At 70.7% G+C, this 16,750-nt stretch carries 18 protein-coding genes; 8 read left to right on the top strand and 10 right to left on the bottom strand.

Going from position 1 to position 16,750, the window contains the following annotated elements; all coding sequences use genetic code 11:
• Positions 1-2 precede the first annotated feature (2 nt).
• The 8 genes from OV090_RS30215 to OV090_RS30180 all read left to right on the top strand — a co-directional run bounded on the left by OV090_RS30215 (position 3) and on the right by OV090_RS30180 (position 6,922).
• Positions 3-1,313 (top strand): beta-ketoacyl-[acyl-carrier-protein] synthase family protein, encoded by a 1,311-nt coding sequence (locus OV090_RS30215; RefSeq protein ID WP_267708109.1) that lies wholly within the window; start codon positions 3-5, stop codon positions 1,311-1,313.
• 8 nt (positions 1,314-1,321) lie between these two features.
• Positions 1,322-2,065, top strand: a complete 744-nt coding sequence (locus OV090_RS30210; RefSeq protein WP_267708108.1) for an SDR family oxidoreductase — start codon at positions 1,322-1,324, stop codon at positions 2,063-2,065.
• Positions 2,066-2,082: 17 nt separating this feature from the next.
• The gene (locus OV090_RS30205) at positions 2,083-3,324 is read left to right on the top strand and encodes a hydroxymethylglutaryl-CoA synthase (protein WP_267708107.1); all 1,242 of its coding nucleotides are present in this window, start codon (positions 2,083-2,085) and stop codon (positions 3,322-3,324) included.
• Positions 3,325-3,432: 108 nt separating this feature from the next.
• On the top strand, positions 3,433-4,188 hold the full coding sequence (locus tag OV090_RS30200) for an enoyl-CoA hydratase/isomerase family protein (protein WP_267708106.1): 756 nt from the start codon (positions 3,433-3,435) through the stop codon (positions 4,186-4,188).
• Positions 4,185-4,961, top strand: a complete 777-nt coding sequence (locus OV090_RS30195) for a polyketide synthase (protein WP_267708105.1) — start codon at positions 4,185-4,187, stop codon at positions 4,959-4,961. Before OV090_RS30200 ends, OV090_RS30195 begins: the two co-directional genes overlap by 4 nt.
• 3 nt (positions 4,962-4,964) lie before the next feature.
• The gene (locus OV090_RS30190; protein ID WP_267708104.1) at positions 4,965-5,780 is read left to right on the top strand and encodes an SDR family oxidoreductase; all 816 of its coding nucleotides are present in this window, start codon (positions 4,965-4,967) and stop codon (positions 5,778-5,780) included.
• Positions 5,777-6,592, top strand: a complete 816-nt coding sequence (locus OV090_RS30185) for an SDR family oxidoreductase (RefSeq protein ID WP_267708103.1) — start codon at positions 5,777-5,779, stop codon at positions 6,590-6,592. Before OV090_RS30190 ends, OV090_RS30185 begins: the two co-directional genes overlap by 4 nt.
• Positions 6,593-6,655: 63 nt before the next feature.
• Complete coding sequence (locus OV090_RS30180; RefSeq protein WP_267708102.1) at positions 6,656-6,922, top strand: phosphopantetheine-binding protein; 267 nt, start codon at positions 6,656-6,658, stop codon at positions 6,920-6,922.
• Positions 6,923-7,291: 369 nt separating this feature from the next.
• On the opposite strand, the gene OV090_RS30175 is transcribed toward OV090_RS30180, so the two are convergent.
• From OV090_RS30175 to nadB, 10 genes are all read right to left on the bottom strand, one after another.
• Positions 7,292-8,095 carry a hypothetical protein gene (locus OV090_RS30175; RefSeq protein ID WP_267708101.1) on the bottom strand — a complete coding sequence of 268 codons (804 nt, stop codon included), beginning with the start codon at positions 8,093-8,095 and terminating at the stop codon, positions 7,292-7,294.
• Between the two features lie 63 nt (positions 8,096-8,158).
• Positions 8,159-8,386: a hypothetical protein gene (locus OV090_RS30170; RefSeq protein ID WP_267708100.1), complete on the bottom strand. Its 228-nt coding sequence runs from the start codon at positions 8,384-8,386 to the stop codon at positions 8,159-8,161.
• Positions 8,383-8,988 (bottom strand): cob(I)yrinic acid a,c-diamide adenosyltransferase, encoded by a 606-nt coding sequence (locus OV090_RS30165; RefSeq protein WP_267708099.1) that lies wholly within the window; start codon positions 8,986-8,988, stop codon positions 8,383-8,385. Before OV090_RS30165 ends, OV090_RS30170 begins: the two co-directional genes overlap by 4 nt.
• A 95-nt stretch (positions 8,989-9,083) precedes the next feature.
• Positions 9,084-10,013 (bottom strand): DUF4388 domain-containing protein, encoded by a 930-nt coding sequence (locus tag OV090_RS30160; protein WP_267708098.1) that lies wholly within the window; start codon positions 10,011-10,013, stop codon positions 9,084-9,086.
• A 385-nt stretch (positions 10,014-10,398) separates the two neighbouring features.
• Complete coding sequence (locus OV090_RS30155) at positions 10,399-11,790, bottom strand: hypothetical protein (RefSeq protein WP_267708097.1); 1,392 nt, start codon at positions 11,788-11,790, stop codon at positions 10,399-10,401.
• A 761-nt stretch (positions 11,791-12,551) separates the two neighbouring features.
• Positions 12,552-12,899 (bottom strand): hypothetical protein, encoded by a 348-nt coding sequence (locus OV090_RS30150; RefSeq protein WP_267708096.1) that lies wholly within the window; start codon positions 12,897-12,899, stop codon positions 12,552-12,554.
• Positions 12,900-13,427, bottom strand: coding sequence for a macro domain-containing protein (locus tag OV090_RS30145; RefSeq protein ID WP_267708095.1), 528 nt, complete (start codon positions 13,425-13,427; stop codon positions 12,900-12,902).
• 13 nt (positions 13,428-13,440) lie between these two features.
• Positions 13,441-13,932, bottom strand: a complete 492-nt coding sequence (locus OV090_RS30140; protein ID WP_267708094.1) for a CarD family transcriptional regulator — start codon at positions 13,930-13,932, stop codon at positions 13,441-13,443.
• Between the two features lie 462 nt (positions 13,933-14,394).
• Positions 14,395-15,072, bottom strand: a complete 678-nt coding sequence (locus tag OV090_RS30135; RefSeq protein WP_267708093.1) for a hypothetical protein — start codon at positions 15,070-15,072, stop codon at positions 14,395-14,397.
• Positions 15,073-15,108: 36 nt separating this feature from the next.
• Positions 15,109-16,722, bottom strand: a complete 1,614-nt coding sequence (gene nadB / locus OV090_RS30130; RefSeq protein WP_267708092.1) for an L-aspartate oxidase — start codon at positions 16,720-16,722, stop codon at positions 15,109-15,111.
• Positions 16,723-16,750: the final 28 nt, after the last annotated feature.

Genomic DNA, 16,750 nt, shown 5'->3' with positions numbered 1-16,750 from the left:
GCATGGTCTCATCGCAGGCACAATCGCCCCGCCGCGTCGTCGTCACCGGCCTCGGCATCAACACGCCGCTGGGCGACGATCTCGACACCTTCTACGCCAACCTCGTCGCCGGCAAGTCGGCGATCTCGCGCTGGAAGTGGCACAACAACGACGGCGTGTACTCGAAGATCGGCGGCGATCTGTCGGAGTACGACGTCAAGGCCAAGCTGGCGCGTCTGCGCGACGTGCTGCCGGCCGAGGTGCACAAGCGGGCCCGCCAGCTGTGCAACAAGGCGCCGTTCTCGACGTCGCTGTCGGTGCTGTGCGCGGCCGATGCCTGGCGCGACGCCGGCATGGTCGAGGTCGCGGACCCGACCCGCTGCGCGGTGCTGGTCGGCGGCCACAACCTCAACGAGCGCTACTTCGCCGACAACTACGTCACCTTCCAGACGGAAGACCCTGACTACATCGACTCGATGGCGGCGCTGCACATGCTCGACACCGACCACGCCGGCTCGGTGAGCGAGATGCTCGGCTGGAAGGGCGCCTGCTACACGCTCGGGGGCGCGTGCGCCAGCGCGAACGTGGCCCTGCGCAACGCGATCGACGAGATCCGCCACCACGACCACGACATGGCGATGGTGGTCGGCGCGGTGCTCGACTTCTCGCAGATGGGCGTGCACGCGATGGCGCTGCTCGGCGCCATCACCTTCGAGAGCTTCAACGACACGCCCGAGCTGGCCAGCCGGCCCTACGACTCGCGGCGCGAGGGCTTCGTGCCGTCGCACGGCGCCGGCGCGCTGGTGCTCGAAGAGCTCGGCCACGCGCTGAAGCGCGGCGCCACGATCTACGCCGAGGTGCTCGGCTGCACCTCGACGTCGGACGGCTGCCACCTGCCGTCGCCGTCGACCGAGGGCCAGGCGCGCACGCTCGAGCGGCTGCTGCGGCGCGCCCAGGTGCGGCCCGACGAGATCGATTTCGTCTGCGCCCACGCGACCAGCACGCCGCTCGGCGACCTGTCCGAGCTCAACGCGATCCGCAAGGTCTTCGGTGACCACGCCAAGCGGCTCAAGATCAACGCGCCGAAGTCGATGCTCGGCCACACCTGCTGGTCGGCGCCGGCGGTCGAGACCGTGGCTGCGCTGCTGCAGATGCGCGGCGGCGTGCTGCACCCGTCGATCAACATCGACAAGCTCGACCCCGAGGTCGACGTCGACGTGTGCGCCAACAAGGCGGTCGAGCACCGCATCAACCTGATGGTCAAGAACTCGTTCGGCTTCGGCGGCCTCAATTGCTGCGCGCTGTACCGCCGGTGGGACCCGAACACCCTGTGAGCCGCGCCATGAACTTCTTCGTCACCGGAGGCTCGCGGGGCATCGGCGCCGGCATCGTGCTCGAGGCGGTGCGCGCCGGCCACGACGTCGCGTTCGCGTACCGCAGCAACGACGACGCGGCGCGCAAGATCGAGGCCGAGGCGGCGGCGATCCGCCCGGGCGCGAAGGTCAAGGGCTACGCGCTCGACGTGAGCCGCTCCGACCGCGTCGGCGAGGTCGCGGACGCGGTGCTCGAGGACTTCGACAGCGTCGAGGTGATCGTCAACTGCGCCGGCATCAACCGCGCCAACCTCGTGGTCTCGATGTCCGACGAGGAGTGGCACGACGTGCTCGCCACCAACCTGCACGGGCCGTTCTACGTCGTGCGCGCGTTCCTGCCGGCGATGCTGGCGGCGCGGTTCGGGCGGATCGTCAACATCTCGTCGATCCAGCACAACGGCGCGGCCGGCCAGGCCAACTACGCCGCCAGCAAGGCCGGCCTGCACGGCTTCACCCAGGCGCTCGCCAAGGAGTACGGGCGCAAGGGCATCACCGCCAACGTCGTCGTGCCGGGCTTCTTCGACACCGACATGACGCGCGAGACCATGCCGCAGGCGGCCAAGGACTACTGGCAGCAGTACTGCCCGATGCCGAAGGGGCGCATGGGCACGCTGGCCGAGCTGGCGGCGACGGTCCTGTTCCTGGCCACGGGCGGCAGCTTCATCAACGGTCAGGTCGTGCCGGTCACCGGCGGCCTCGACTGGACGTACTGAGAGGGGAGAGGACGGCGATGGCGCACCACCGGCCGCGCGTGGGCATCGAGCGGATCACGGCGTACCCGTGCACGCTCTCGCTCGACATGAAGCTGCTCGCGGAGGCGCGCGACCACGACCCGCGCCACCCGCTCGAGGAGCTGTGGGTCAGCGAGCGCTCGCTCAACCCGACGTGGGAAGATCCGGTGACGATGGCGGTCAACGCCGCGCTGCAGATCGTCCGGCCCGAGGACCGCCAGGACATCGAGCTCGTGATCGTCGGCACCGAGTCGTCGGTCGACTTCGGCAAGCCGATCTCGACCTACGTGCAGCGCTACTGCGGGCTCACCGCCAACTGCCGCAACTTCGAGACCAAGCACGCCTGCTACGGCGGCACCGGCGGCCTGATGATGGCGGCGCACTGGGTCGCGTCGGGCGCGGCGCCAGGCAAGAAGGCGCTGGTGGTCTGCACCGATCAGAGCCGCGTGCACCTCGGCCAGCCGTGGGAGTACGTGCTCGGCGCGGCGGCCACTGCGATGCTGGTCAGCGCCCAGCCCGACGTGCTCGAGCTCGACCTCGACACCTGCGGCTACTGGACGCAGGAGATCTTCGACACCTACCGCCCGACCTCGACGAAGGAGGTCGGCCACGCCGACACCAGCCTGTACGGCTACCTCGACGCGCTCGAGGGCGCCTACGACCACTTCGTCGCCCGCTCGGGCATGGTCGACTACGACGCCGAGTTCGCGCGCCACATCTACCACGTGCCGTTCGGCGGCATGACCTTCAGGGCCCACCGGGCGCTGCTGCGCCGCGGTCCGCACGAGATGTCGCTGCGCGAGGCCAAGGCGCACTTCGAGCGCAAGTCGAAGCAGGCGCTGCGCTACAACTCGCGCTTCGGCGGCACCTATACCTCGGCGACCTTCATCGCCATGCTCGGCCTCATCGACGCCGACCCCGAGCTGCGCGCGGGCGACAAGGTCTCGATCTTCTCCTACGGCTCGGGCTCCTGCGCCGAGTTCTACCGCGCGACCGTCGGCGAGCGCGCGCGCGAGCAGGTCGCGAGCCAGCGCGTCGGCGCCGGCCTCGATCGCCGCATGCCGCTGACCATCGAGGAGTACGAGGCGCTCGAGCGCCAGCGCGCCGCCTTCATCGACCAGAGCGACTACGAGGTCGACCAGTCGGGCCTGCGCGGGCTCTACGAGCGCGCCTACGCCGGCAAGGGCCGCCTCGTGCTCGACGCGGTGCGCGGCTTCCAGCGGGAGTACCGCCTGTCCTGAGGCTCCGACCATGCCGCGCATGTCCCTCGCCACGCCGGCCGCGCCGCCTCTCGGCGTCGTGCGGCCCGGCCGCTCGTCCCCTCGTTTCTGCACTTCGGAGGTGATCGCGTGCGCGTCCGCTGCGAAGAGGGCGAGCTGATCCATCGGCTGTTCCTCGGGGCAGGTCCCGGAGGACATGTCGCATTGGACACCGACGGGATCGCCGCGCTGGCCGACGCGGTCGAGCAGGCGGTCGCCGGCCCGGCGCGCGCGCTGGTGATCGCCAGCGAGGGCCCCGAGTTCTGCGCCGGCATGGACCTGGCGGCGGCGCTGCGGACCCCGTCGGCGCAGATGCGCGAGGCGATGCAGCGCTTCGCCGGCTGCCTCGAGCTGCTGGCGAGCGCGAAGCTGGCGACCCTCGCGGTGGTCACCGGCGCGGCCAGCGGCGGCGGGGTCGGCCTGGCGGCCGCGTGCGACCTGGTGGTGGCGGCGCCGACCGCCACGTTCGCGCTGCCGGAGCTGCGCTACGGGCTGGTGCCGGCGGTGATCTTCCCGGCGCTCGAGGCCCGGATCGGCGCGCGGCGGACCCGGCGGCTGGCGCTGACCGGCGAGCTGGTGACTGCCGCCCAGGCCGAGCCGTGGGGTCTCGTGGACGTGGTCGCGGACGACCCGGACAAGGCGCTGCGCGGCCTCTTGCGCTCGTTGCTGCGCGCGCGGCCGCAGGCGGTAGCGACGCTCAAGCGGATCACCGGGCCGGCGGGGCAGGGCGGGGTGGCCCAGACCGCGGCCGACCTCGAAGACCCCGAGCTGCGGGCGGCGCTGGCGGCCCTGCTGGCCGAGGGGCAGGCGCCGCCGTGGTTCGCCAGGCTGAAAGGACAGGAATGAACGCGCATGTCCCAACAGACAGCCTCGTCGAGGTGACGCTCGAGCGCGACGGCGTGGCAGTGCTGACCATGCGCGACGCGGCCGGTAAGAACGCGTTCAGCCGGGCGTTCGCGGCCGCGTTGACGCGCGCGCTCGAGGACCTCGGCCGGCGCGCCGACGTGCGCGTGTGCGTGGTCGCTGGCTTGCCCGAGGCGTTCTCCGCCGGCGGCGACCGCGACGTCCTGCTCGGCCTCGCCGACGGCACGATCGCCCCGTACGACCTGCTGCTGACGCGGGCGCTGCTCGAGGTGCCGGTGCCGACGATCGCCGCGATGGCGGGGCCCGCGGTCGGCGGCGGCCTGGTGTTCGGCCTCGCCTGCGACATGGTCGTGATGGCCCGCGAGAGCCGCTACGGCGCCAACTTCATGGACCTCGGCTTCACGCCGGGGATGGGCGCGACGCGCCTCGTGCAGTTCGCGTTCGGCGAGTACGTCGGGGCCGAGATGCTGTACGGCTCGCAGTACTTCCGCGGCGAGCAGCTGGCGGGGCGCGGCCAGGTCAACGCGGTCGTGCCGCGCGTCGAGGTGCTGCCGCGGGCCCTCGACATGGCGGCGCGGATCGCCGACAAGCCGCGGGCTGCGCTGCTGTTGCTCAAACGTGCGCTGGCGTTGCCGCGCCGACGGGCCTTCGAGGAGGCGCGCACGGTCGAGTCGATGATGCACGAGGTATGCTTCGCCGACCCGGAGACGGTGGCGCGGATCCGCACGAACTACGGGCCAGGCCAGGGAGGATGACGCTTGCTCAATGACTTCAAGGACAGGGTCGTCTTGATCACGGGCGGGACGCGCGGCATCGGCCTCGCGTGCGCGCTCGCGTTCGGGCGCCAGGGTGCGCGCACGGTGCTGACGCACCGCTGGGGCTCGGCCGACGAGGACGAGCTCAAGGCCCGCTTCATCGCCGCCGGAGCCCCGGCGCCGCTGGTGATCGAGGCCGACGCGTCGCGCGAGGAGGACACCGACAAGCTGACCGCGCGGCTCAAGGAGGAGTGCGACGGCGTGTGGGCGTTCATCAGCAACGTCTGCGTGGTCCAGCGCGGCGAAGGGCCGGAGAAGCACACCCGGCGCGCGCTGTACAAGAGCCTCGAGTACTCGAGCTGGCCGTTCGTCGGCTACCTGCAGGCGCTGCACGCCGCGTTCGGCCGCTACCCCCGCTACGCGCTGGCGATGTCGTCCGACGGGCCCGACACGCACTACCCCGGCTACGACTACGTGGCGGTGGCCAAGGCGGTGCTGGAGACGTTCGTGCGCTACATGAGCACGCACCTGTACGAGCACGGCTGCATCGTCAACGCCCTGCGCACCCGCCAGGTGATGACCGAGAGCTACGAGCAGATGTTCGCCGCCCAGCAGCGCGAGCTGGCGGGCAAGTTCCCCGAGTTCGCGTGCACCGTCGACGAGGTCGCCGACACGACCCTCGCGCTGTGCAGCGGGCTGTTCGACGCGATGGGCGGGCAGGTGCTGACGCTCGACCGCGGCGCGGCGTTCGTCGACAACGTCGCCACGCTCGGGCCGCGGCTCGTCGGCGGCAGCGACAAGGAAGGAGCTCCGGCGTGATCCTCCGCAACGACCTCAAGGGCAAGGCCGTCATCGTCACCGGCGGGACGGCGGGCATCGGCCTGGCGACCGGCCTGTTGTTCGGCAAGTACGGCGCACACGTGTACCTGACGCACCGCTGGGGCTCGGCCGACGAGGACGAGCTGCGGGCTCGCTTCGAAGCCGCGGGCGCGCCGGCGCCGACGATCGTCGAGGCCGACGCGTCGCAGGACGAGGACACCGAGGCGCTGATGGAGGCGGTCAAGCGCGACCACGACGCCGTGTTCGCGCTGATCAGCAACGTGTCGTTCGCCCACGTCAGCAAGTCGCACGAGGACCTCGACAAGAAGAGCTTCCTGCGCAGCCTCGGCTACAGCGCGTGGCCGTTCGTCGGCTACCTGCAGGCCATCCGCGAGACCTTCGGTCGCTGGCCGCGCTACGCGGTGGGAATGTCGTCGCGCGGGCCCGAGTACTTCCTCCCGGGCTACGACTTCGTGGCCGCGAGCAAGACCGTGATGGAGACCTTCTGTCGCTACCTCACGGCAGATCTGCTCAGTGAGGATGTTCGCATCAACATCCTGCGCGCGAACCCGGTCGAGACTGCATCGCTGGAGGCCACCTTCGGGCCCGACTTCGTGCCGTTCTGCAAGAAGTACTACTCGGAAGGCTGGTTCATCGACCCCGACGAGGTCGCGGCCGCGGCGCTGGCCCTCTGCAGCGGCCTCATGGACGGCGTCAAGGGGCAGATTCTGCTACTGGACAGGGGCCTCGGTTTCGCCGACAACGTCGTTCGCCTGTTTTCGGCGCGCGAGCGTCACGGGCTGAGTTTTTGACCTTCGCTTCCTGCGAGATTCGCTGCGGGCAACCTGCACCGCGCCCACCAAGGAGAACCGAGAATGAGCACCCGCGATGATGTCTTGGCCGTCGTCAAGCGCCACCTCGTGGACACCGTCGAAGGGATCGATGCGGCCCAGGTCGACCCCGCCAAGTCGATGAAGGACCTCGGCGCCAACAGCCTCGACATCGTCGAGGTCGTCTCCTGCAGCATGCGCGAGCTCAAGGTGAAGGTCCCCCGCGCCGAGCTCAACAAGTTGACGAACATCGACGAGCTCGTCGACCTGCTGCACAAGACGGTGCAAGAGAAGCAGGCCGCCGCGTCCTGAGCGCCGTCGGCGTGTGTCCCCGCGGACAGGGTCCCGGGGACATGCGCGATCGGCCAGACACATTCGCGCCCGCGCTGCGCTCGCCGCAGCCCGGGCGCGCTCGTCGTACCTGGACCTCGCGCGTCGTTCAGCCGCGTGGCTCGAGCGGAGTCGTGCGCGGCGCTGGTAGCTGGGCGAGCCACGTGACGCGCCTGGCCTTCGGGGCAGGTGCGGACTTCGGGCGGAAAACGCGCGGTCACACTTTGCCCGAGGGGCAGGTGCGGACTTCGGGCGGGCCAGCGCTGCGGCGAGGATGCGTCTGACCTTTGGGCCAGGTACGCGGCTCGGTTGAGCCCGCGCGTCGGCACCCAGTCACACCACGCTTGCAGCTCAGGCGGGCGGAAGTCGGCAGACCAACGCCTCGGCGCGGCGCCAGGCCGACACGACCAGGAGCGCCCACACGTTGAGCCCGAGCGCGACCGCGAGTGCGGCTGTCCAGAAGGACAGGTCGAGCCGGACCGCCGCGGCGGCGGTGGCGACGTAGAGCAGCGCGAGGTGAGTGTCGTGGCTCAGCGGTGCGGCCATGCGCAGGGGCGGGGCCAGCAGGGAGCGGGCAGCGCCGGGGGTGGGACGGGGGCCGGTGTGCTCCGGTCCGAGCAGCGCGGCGGCGATGTCGTGGAACACAGCGGGGCCGAGCCCGCGGGACAGCGCGGTCACCGAGGGCCGCGGCGAGGGCGGCGCTGCGTCGCTGCCACCGCCGGTCAGGTCGCGGAACCGGCGACGCAGCTCGGCGTGGAGCCCGACGTGGATCAGCGCGCTGACGAGCGCCACCGACGCGAGGGTGCAGGCCCACGGGTTGGCGGGCGCGGCTCGCAGCGTCAGCGCGACCCAGAAGGCGGCGCCGATCGCAAACTCGAGCGTGCCGGCCTCGGCCTCCGCGGCGCCGGCGACGAGGCGGCGACAACGGCTGGCGACGGTGAACGCGAACAACAGCCAGGCGGGGAAGATCCAGTCGACGCCGCTCGGCGCGGCCAGCAGCACGGCGACGGCGCCGGTGAGGCCGACCACCAGTCCGGCGAGGGTGAGCAGCTCGACGCTCGGCGCCGGTCGCACCCGCTCGAGGACCCACGCTGCGAGCGGCCGATGGAGGTGGCGATCGAGAGTTCCCTCGGTGATCGGATCGTCGTCGGCCATCGCCTCGGAGGGTGGGCGGGGCCTCGGGCCCTGTCAAGCGAGCCCCGGCGCTGCAGAAACCGCTCAGGAGCGCGGCTTGGCGTTGTCGGGGAGGACGAGCCCCTGCGTGTCGACGGTCTTCCAAAACGCGGGCCAGCGCGAGATCTCGCGCAGCGTCGGCAGCACGTCGACGGGGTTGTGCGGGTACGTGCGGCGCAGGAACAGCACCGCGGCCTCGGCTGTCGGCGCCTCGAGGAAGTGCGCCTCGCCGGGCGGGTACTCGTAGCGGAACTTCAGGAGGGGCGGGGTCACGGGGCGGGCTTCCGGTGGGTATCCCACAGCACCTCGGGGACGGCGAAGGCATGGGCCGCGGCGCGGGCGACGACGAAGAACCAGTCGCTCAGGCGGTTGATGTAGCGGACGGCCTCGCCGCGGACCGGCTCGACGCGGGCGAGCGCGACGACGCTGCGCTCGGCGCGGCGGCACACGGTGCGTGCGAGGTGGGCCCACGCACCGAGCGGCCCGCCGCCCGGCAGGATGAAGCTGCGCAGCGGCGGCAGGTCGGCGTTCCATGCGTCGAGCTCGTGCTCGAGGCGCGTGACGTCGGCCTCCTCGACCTTGAGCGGCGCCTTGCCTTCGGTCGCGCCGGGCGTCGCCAGCTCGGCCCCGAGGTCGAACAGCTCTTGCTGGATCCGCGCGAGCGAGGCGTCGAGCGCGGCCAGGAACTCGCGGCGCTCGCCGGGCTCGCCGATGCGGGAGAGCTCGACGCGCAGCACGCCGAGCACCGCGTTGAGCTCGTCGACCTCGCCGTAGGCGGCGACCCGCGGGGCGTCCTTGCCGACGGTGTCGCCACTGGCGAGCATCGTGTCGCCGCGGTCGCCGAACTTCGTGTAGACCTTGCTGATGTAGACCACGGGGCTGTCCGATCGGCCAGGTTTGTTCGGCCAGGTGCTCGGGAGCAGGTGCCGAGGGACATGCCCGTGAGGACATGTCCCTCAGGACAGCCGACTCAGCGACCCTTCAGCGCGGCGATCAGGCGCGGCTGGAGCTCGGGGATGATGACGAACACCCACCCGAGCTGCGCCTTGACGCCGTCGACGAGGATCGCCCAGCGGTGACGGTCGTCGAGCTCGATGACGAAGATCAGGAGGCCATTGTCGCCTTCGATGATGAACTTGTTGATGCCCTTGGCGAGGGCATCCTCCGAGCGGGTCAGCGCGTTGTGCAGCTGCTCGGAGAGGCGGTTGAACATGGCGCACGCCTTCGGCGCCGAGTTGATGCCCGCGAGCGACATGCCCGAGGCTTTGCTGATGATGTCGACGCTGATGAGGCCGCCCATGAGGTGGTCGTCGAGCTCCTCGAGGATGGCCTTCACGACCTTGAGGTCCATGTCTGACAGCTCCTTGTCGCGCGCTGCAACGTTGGGGGCGGCCGCGTAGGCCGGCGTCGGTGTAGAGACGGGCAGCGGCGGAAGTGGCGGGACGGTGACCGGCGCAGCTCGCTGCGGCTTCTCGATCACCGGCACCGGCGGAGGGGAGGGCGGCGTCGCGGCGCGTGGCGGTGGCTCGCTTCGCGGCGGTGGCTCGCTACGCGGCGGCTCGCTGCGTGGCGGCGGCTCGTTGCGCGAAGCCTCGTCGCGCTGACGAGCTCGGTCCATCAACAACGCGACGATCGAGGTGTGTCGTACCGTCTGCGGGCAGTTCTCGGGCAACTGCGAAGACGAGACGCTGCCCTCGCGCCAGTCGAGGATCGTGTTGACGGCGTCGTCACCCTGGGCCGCGCCGGTCTCGGCGTGGACGAGGTTGCCGCCCTGGAAAAACATCGCGCCGACGCCATGCGGCGACTCGACGGACAGCTTGATCGACATGCGCGATGTCTGCGCAAGTTGCAGGATGTCCCAAAGTTCAAATCCACCGATCTGGGCGATCGTGGTTGCCATTATTCGCCTCCCCGTGGCCCACGTGGGCCGCGACCGCGATCGGAGGGGCAGCTCCCACCGATGTTGGTCTGGGTACAATACCGCGCCTGCTCATATCTTTGGGACAGGTTCTTCACGCGAGCCTGCGGCGACGCCATCTCAGCCCAGGTCCGTGGGGCCGTAACGGCGTCGCGTGTGTCCCGTCTCACTCGGATTACGAGGTTTGGCGTCCGAACTAGCATCCGCGCTCGCCGGGCAAGCCTGCGGTCAAGGCTTTTCGCCGGCCACGCTAACACCAGCTTCGGAAAAAAGCTACGTTGGAGACACCGGACACGCTGCGCGCTGAGTGCGCAGCGCCGCACCCGTCTCTCGGGACCTGGCCGCCCGGCCCTGCTCGCATCCCGCGTCACCACAGCAGGGCGTAGACCGACGTCGCCAGCAGATTGGCGATCGCCAGGGGCATCGCGGCCCGCTCGAGAAAGAAGAGAGCGGCGCGCGCACGCGAGCCGGTGGCCGACGCGTGCAGCCGCTGCACGAACCACACGACCGCAGCGATCTTCGCCGCCGCCACGACTGCGCCGATGAACAGCACGAGGCCGTGGCCGCTGCCGGCGAGTACCGTCGCGGGCACACCACCGCCGAGGAAACAGGCGACGAACGCCGCCGCGAAGACGAGCCGCTCGAGCCGTCCTGCCGGCGGCGCGGCCGCGACCGCGAGGGCGACGGCAGCGGCGATCGGTTGCACGAAGATTCCCCAGGCGGGGGGGATCGCAGCACCGCCGACGAGCCCCGCTGCTTGCTCCCCCACGAGCTGCCGTGGATCGAGGGTGCCAAAGGCCAGCAAAGGGCCGGCGAATGCGGCGGCGAGGGCGAGGTCGCGCGACGCCAGGCGGCGGGCCAGCGCAGCCCGGTCGACGAGGCGACCGAGACCGGCGAGCACGAGGGCGACGAGATAGACGAGCCAGCCTTCGCCGACGGCGATCAGCGACAGCGAAGCACCTCCCCGTCCCGCGGCGCACTGCTCGACGTCCGCGGCGGAAAGGCTGCTGCCGAGGCCGTCGAAGCACAGGCCCGGACCGAACGGGAACAGCGCCAGGACGGCCACCACCGGCAGCCAGGCGGTCCAGTTCAGCCGGGTGCGGCGCGTCGAGATCCACGCCAGCGCGACGAGCGCGAGCGCCAGGGCGGTGCGGATCGCCGTGCGCCGCAGATCGCTCGCGAGATCGGGTGGCTCCCAGCGGAGCTCGACGATCTGGGGCGCCTCTCCCGCCGCGAAGAGGAGGCGCGCGCTGCCGGAGCCGGAGGCGCCGGTGCGATCGAAGTGGTCGCGGTCGACGCGGAGGCGCAGGCTCACGGCTCCGCCAGCAGCGATCTCCCGCGGGTACTCGCGGTTCTCGATCGAGAAGGCGCCCCAGTCGGGGGTGCGGGTGTCGAAGCGGATCCGCGTCAACGGGACGGGCGCCGCGCCGTGATTCACGAGTCGCAGCTCGAGACGCTGCGCCGCCGGCGTGAACACCAGCGTCCCCGGTTCGGCGCGCACTCCCGTCGGAGGGGCCCCGCAGCCGAGCCCGAGCGCGAAGAAGAGGACGCAAGGCGCTGCGGGCGAGAGCGCGGCGCGGAGGAAGTTGCGACGAGGGAGCGGCGAGCTCGCGTGCGCGACGCGGGCGAGTGGGAGCGGCGAGACGACCGAAGTGGACAGCCGCAGGGCGACGTCCTGCGACAGGGACTCGGGCGAGGAGCTCGCGCTCGCGTCGAAATTGCGAAGAAGCGGCGATGCGATCTCGGGCGCGGAGCTCACCGGCGTCTCGTCGACACCACGCATGACCGAAGCGGGCGGAAGCGGCGACGCGACCTCGGGCCGGGTGCTCGCGCTTGCCTCGAAGTCGCGAGGAAGTGGAAGCGGTGACGCGGCCTCGGGCGAGGAGCTCGCCAGCGTCTCGTCGACACCACGCATGACCGAAGCGGGCGGAAGCGGCGACGCGACCTCGGGCCGGGTGCTCGCGCTTGCCTCGAAGTCGCGAGGAAGTGGAAGCGGTGACGCGGCCTCGCGCGAGGAGCTCGCCAGCGTCTCGCCGACAACTTGCATGACCGAGGCGGTCGACCGCAGCGACGCGACCTCGAGCCGAGTGCTCGCGCTTGCTTCGAAGCGGCAGAGAAGTGGAAGCGGCGACGCGGCCTCGCGCGGCGAACTCGTCGGCGTCTCGTCGACCGAAGCGGACGAGCGCAGCGACGCGACCTCAAGCCCAGTGCAAGTGCTTGCTTCGAAGCCGCGAAGAAGTAGAGGCGGCGAGACGACCGCGAGCGAGGAGCTCGCAGACATCTCGTCGACGCCTGGCATGGCCGAAGCGGGCGGGTGCAGCGGGAAGTCCTGCCCCGCGAGCTCGAGCGAGGAGCTCGCACGGACCCTGAAGCCGCGAAGCGGCGACGCCAGCTCGCGCGACACGACGTCCAGCGCCGGGCCGTCGCAGGCGCTTTGGGCCAGGTTACTCGCCGAGACACCCAGCGCGACGACGCCGCTCGCCGACGCGGGCGCAGGCGAGGCGGCGGCGCGCGGGCGGATCATGGCGCGCGGGTCAGCGAGGGCCACGCGATCGCGGTCGCCAGACCCAGCAGACCCAGGCCGGCGGCGCTGACCCAAAGGGCAGGTCCTTCCGGACATGTCGTGCTGGACAGGCAGACCGCGGCGGTCGGCGCGAACAGGACCAGGGCCAGCGCGAGCGCGAAGCCGAGGCCGGCCAGCGCGAGGAGGCCGCCGGTGTCGACGGGCTGACGCGGGCGCAGCTGAACCAGGCTCTCGCCGGCGTCGGGCGCGGCCTGCTGCCTCGCACGCGCGCGGACCAGGCCGGCGAGGACCCCGATGAGCCCGACGGCTGCGACGAGAGGCAGGTAGTCGAGCAGGGGGCTCATCTACGGGATGTTCCCTTCCATGGCCAACTCGAACACCTCGACGTCGTCGGCGTCCTTGGCCATGAGGAAGGCGCGGAGCGGGCGCTCGCCGCGGTAGACCTTGAGCTCGCTGTGGATCGCGCGAGCGGCTTCCTCGGCAGGGATCCCGAGCTCGAACGCACCCATCAACGGGACGGCGACGCTCGTGAAGCCCTTGACCTTGCAGGCCACCAGCACCGCCGCGGTGGCGCGCAGGACGTCCTCGACCTGGACGCGACCGCCGGGGCGATCGGTGTTGGGCACGTGGATGAGGTACTTCGCCTTCATCTTGCCCGCGGGCGTCACGAACGCGGCGCCGATCGCCAGCGGGGTGTGCTCCTTCACCATCGCCTCGATCTCGCGGCCGGCCAGGTCGCGGATCTTGTTGGCCGGGAAGTGACTCATCACGCCCTCGGAGTTGGTCGGACAGACGAAGGCGTCGACCGCGATCTGCTCCCAGGGCAAGGTCGAGATCTGGATCTCGACGGACTCATTGATGTCGGTGGCCACGCGCGGACCTTACTCAAGCCTGCAGCATCGAGTCCAGCTCAGCGGCGATCGCGGACTCGGGCTCGTTGCGGACGGTCGAGAGCTCGCGAATGACCAGGTTCCGGGCGGTCTGCAGCATCTGCCGCTCGCCGTGCGAAAGATTCTTGGTGTGCTTGAGGAGGCTCAGATCGCGGTACACCTCGCCGACCTCGAACAGCGAACCCGTGCGGATCTTCTCCATGAAGCCGCGGTAACGCCGGTTCCAGGTCTGGCGATCGCACGGGACCTCGTGGTCGCGCAGCAGATCGTAGAGCTCGTCGATCATCTCGCCGTCGGCGAGGGGACGCATGCCGTTCTCTTCGGCCTTGGCCACCGGCACGATGATCTTCAGGCCGGAGCCGAAGACGCGCAGGTGATAGAACTGGAAGGGGCGCGACTCGATGATTTTCGTCTCGAGGGCCATGACCTCGGCGACACCGTGAGTCGGGTAAACGGCCTTCTCACCAACGTTGAATCGGGGTTGCATCGGCAGTTCGTCTCCAGGCGTTTGCGCGCGCCCCTCTGCACCTCTTGTGCCGCCGACTCGTCGACGGGCGTCGTGGGGACGAAATCCCCCACCTTCAAAGTAGTTCGGGACAGTTGGGCCCGGTGCAGTCGGGCTCGGCGCGTCGGCGCAGGGTGCTCCTTAAGCGGAAAAAAGGCCCAGGGGGCCGATCGGGGCAATCCTGCAGGTGACGGCGCCGCCGGTGGATGGCGCGGCGGAAAGGGCGAAGAAGCAGCGACAAGCCAAGGGGGTCGGTATCGGACGGCCGCCCGGACACCGGTCGGCCACTTGCCGGCCATCGCGAGGCCAGCAGTCAGGGGGCTACTGCGAGTGGCTACGATTGTAGCCACCCCGGACGAGCGGGTTTGCCCGCCTGTCGGGCAAAGTAGATAGCAGCCGGGTAAGGCGCGTCCAGTGAAAAGAACGGTGTGAACCTGGCATATCTCACTGCAGGGCCACGATCCGCCATCCCTGAGGAGTCTGCTCGAGCGTCAGGGCGCGCCCGGGCTCGTAGCGCAGGATCGCGCGTTCCATCCCCGGCGTGAACTCAATTGCCCCAGGTTGCTTCAGGAGTTGCTCCAGAAGGTCCGCCCGGCGGTTCCAGTCGTCGCGGAGGCGCGAAGAGAGATCGTCTGCGAGCAGCGTGGAAAGCGCGCCGAGATCGGCCCGCCGGACGGCGGTCAGAAAGGCCCGAATCGCGCTAGCCGGGGTCGAGAGGTCCGGCAAGCCCGGCAGGCCGCTCACGACCTGGTAATGGCCGCCGGTTTGCGCCCATGCGAGCACGGCGCCGTCGTGGACGGTCTCGCCGCCGCGCACCGGCGTCTTGAGCGCGGGCGGCAGCGTGTCGAGCGCGGCCTTGGCCGCCGAGCGCTCGGCCGCCTGCGCCTTCCAGCGCGCCGTGAACGCCTCCTTCGAGGTCGCCGCGCGCAGCTCCGGGCTGAGCAAGGCGTACGCGGCGGCCGGATCGTCGGCGGCCAGAGCCCGGGCATAAGCCTCGCGCAACGCTTCGGGGCTGCGCGCGCCGCCGCCGCCGCGACAGGCCATCAGCAACAGACCGGCGAGCAACAAGGACCGGCGGCGACGCATCGGCGGGCGAATGCCGGGTTCGCGGAGCGTGGGCACAGCTCGATTAATTCCTGTCACAAAGGCCAGGTCGGCTCAGGCCCTGGGCCCGCTGCGCTTGTCGAGGATGATGTCGTGCGCGTACTCGTCGCGCGTGGTCGGGTAGTCGATCGTGTAGTGGAGGCCGCGCGACTCCTTGCGCTGGCGGGCGCACTCGATGATGAGGCTGCCGACCAGAGAGATGTTGCGCAGCTCGAGCACGTCGCGGGTGACGCGGAATTTCCAGTAGTACTCGAGGATCTCCTCGCGGATGAGGTCGAGCCGCCGCCGCCCGCGCTCGAGGCGCTTGTCCGAGCGGACGATGCCGACGAAGTTCCACATGGCGGCGCGCACCTCCTCCCAGTTGGCCGAGACCATGACCGCCTCGTCCGAATCGCGGGCGGCGCCCTCGTTCCACGGGCTGACCTGATCGGGCGGGCCGCGGCCGAAGTCGTCGCAGGCCTGGGCGGCGCCGTCGGCGAGGACGACCGCCTCGAGCAAACTGTTGGAGGCCAGGCGGCAGGCGCCGTGGAGGCCGCTCATAGCGACCTCGCCGATCGCCATCAGGCCGGGGATGTCGGTGCGGCCGTGGCGATCGACGACGACGCCGCCGCACATGTAATGGGCCGCGGGGACCACGGGGATCGGGTCCTTGCGCATGTCGATGCCGACCGACATGCAGCGGGCGTGAATCGCCGGGAAGCGGCTGACCACGTAGTCGGGATCGAGGTGCGTCATGTCGAGGAACACGCAGCGCTCGCCCGACCGCTTGAGCTCGGCGTCGATCTCGCGGGCGACCACGTCGCGCGGGGCGAGCGAGCCCATCGGGTGCCGCTCGGCCATGAGGTCGCTGCTGTCGGCCCGCCGCAAAATGCCGCCCTCGCCGCGCAGCGCCTCCGAGATCAGGAAGGTGTTGGCATCGGGGTGGTGCAGGCAGGTCGGGTGGAACTGCATGAACTCGAGGTTGCCGACCGAGGCGCCGATCCGGTAGGCGACCGCGACGCCGTCGGAGGTGGCGACCGCCGGGTTGGTCGTATAGCGGTAGACGCGGCCGGCCCCGCCGGTGGCGAGGACGGTGATCGGGGCGACGAATGCCTCGACGCGATCGGCGGCGTTGTTCAGCGCGTATACGCCGAAGCAGCCGCGGCTGCCGTCGACCTTGGTCCAGCTCAGGAGGTCGATGACGGTGTGGTGCTCGTGGATCGTGATGTTCGGGTGGGCGTGCGCGGCCGCCAGCAGGGCGTGCTCGATCTCGTAGCCGGTGGTGTCGCGGTGATGCACGACGCGCCGGCGCGAGTGGCCGCCTTCCCGCCCGAGCTCGAAGGGGGCGTGCTCGTCGCCGCCGACGCGGTCGAAGCGGACGCCGTAGCGCTCGGCCAGGCGCCGCACGAGGGTGGGTCCGCGCTGGACGGCGTAGGTGACCATGTCGCGGTTGCACAGGCCGGCGCCGACGGTCAGCGTGTCCTCGATGTGCTCCTCGAGCGAGTCGTCGCCCGCGAACACGGCCGAGATCCCGCCCTGGGCCCAGCGGGTGTTGCTCGACTCGGCGCGGTGCTTGGTGAGGATCACCACCGGTCCGCGATCCGCGACCTCGAGGGCGAAGTAGAGGCCCGCGAGCCCGCTGCCGAGCACGAGGTAGCGCGCGTGGTGGATCGGCGTGCTGGCGGTCATGGTGGTGGGGCGAAAGTAGCAGAGCGGC

The organism is Nannocystis sp. RBIL2 (assembly GCF_026626745.1).
Taxonomy (GTDB): domain Bacteria; phylum Myxococcota_A; class Polyangia; order Nannocystales; family Nannocystaceae; genus Nannocystis.
The sequence above is the reverse complement of the archived record's forward strand: the minus strand, read 5'-3'. Positions and strand labels throughout refer to the sequence as shown.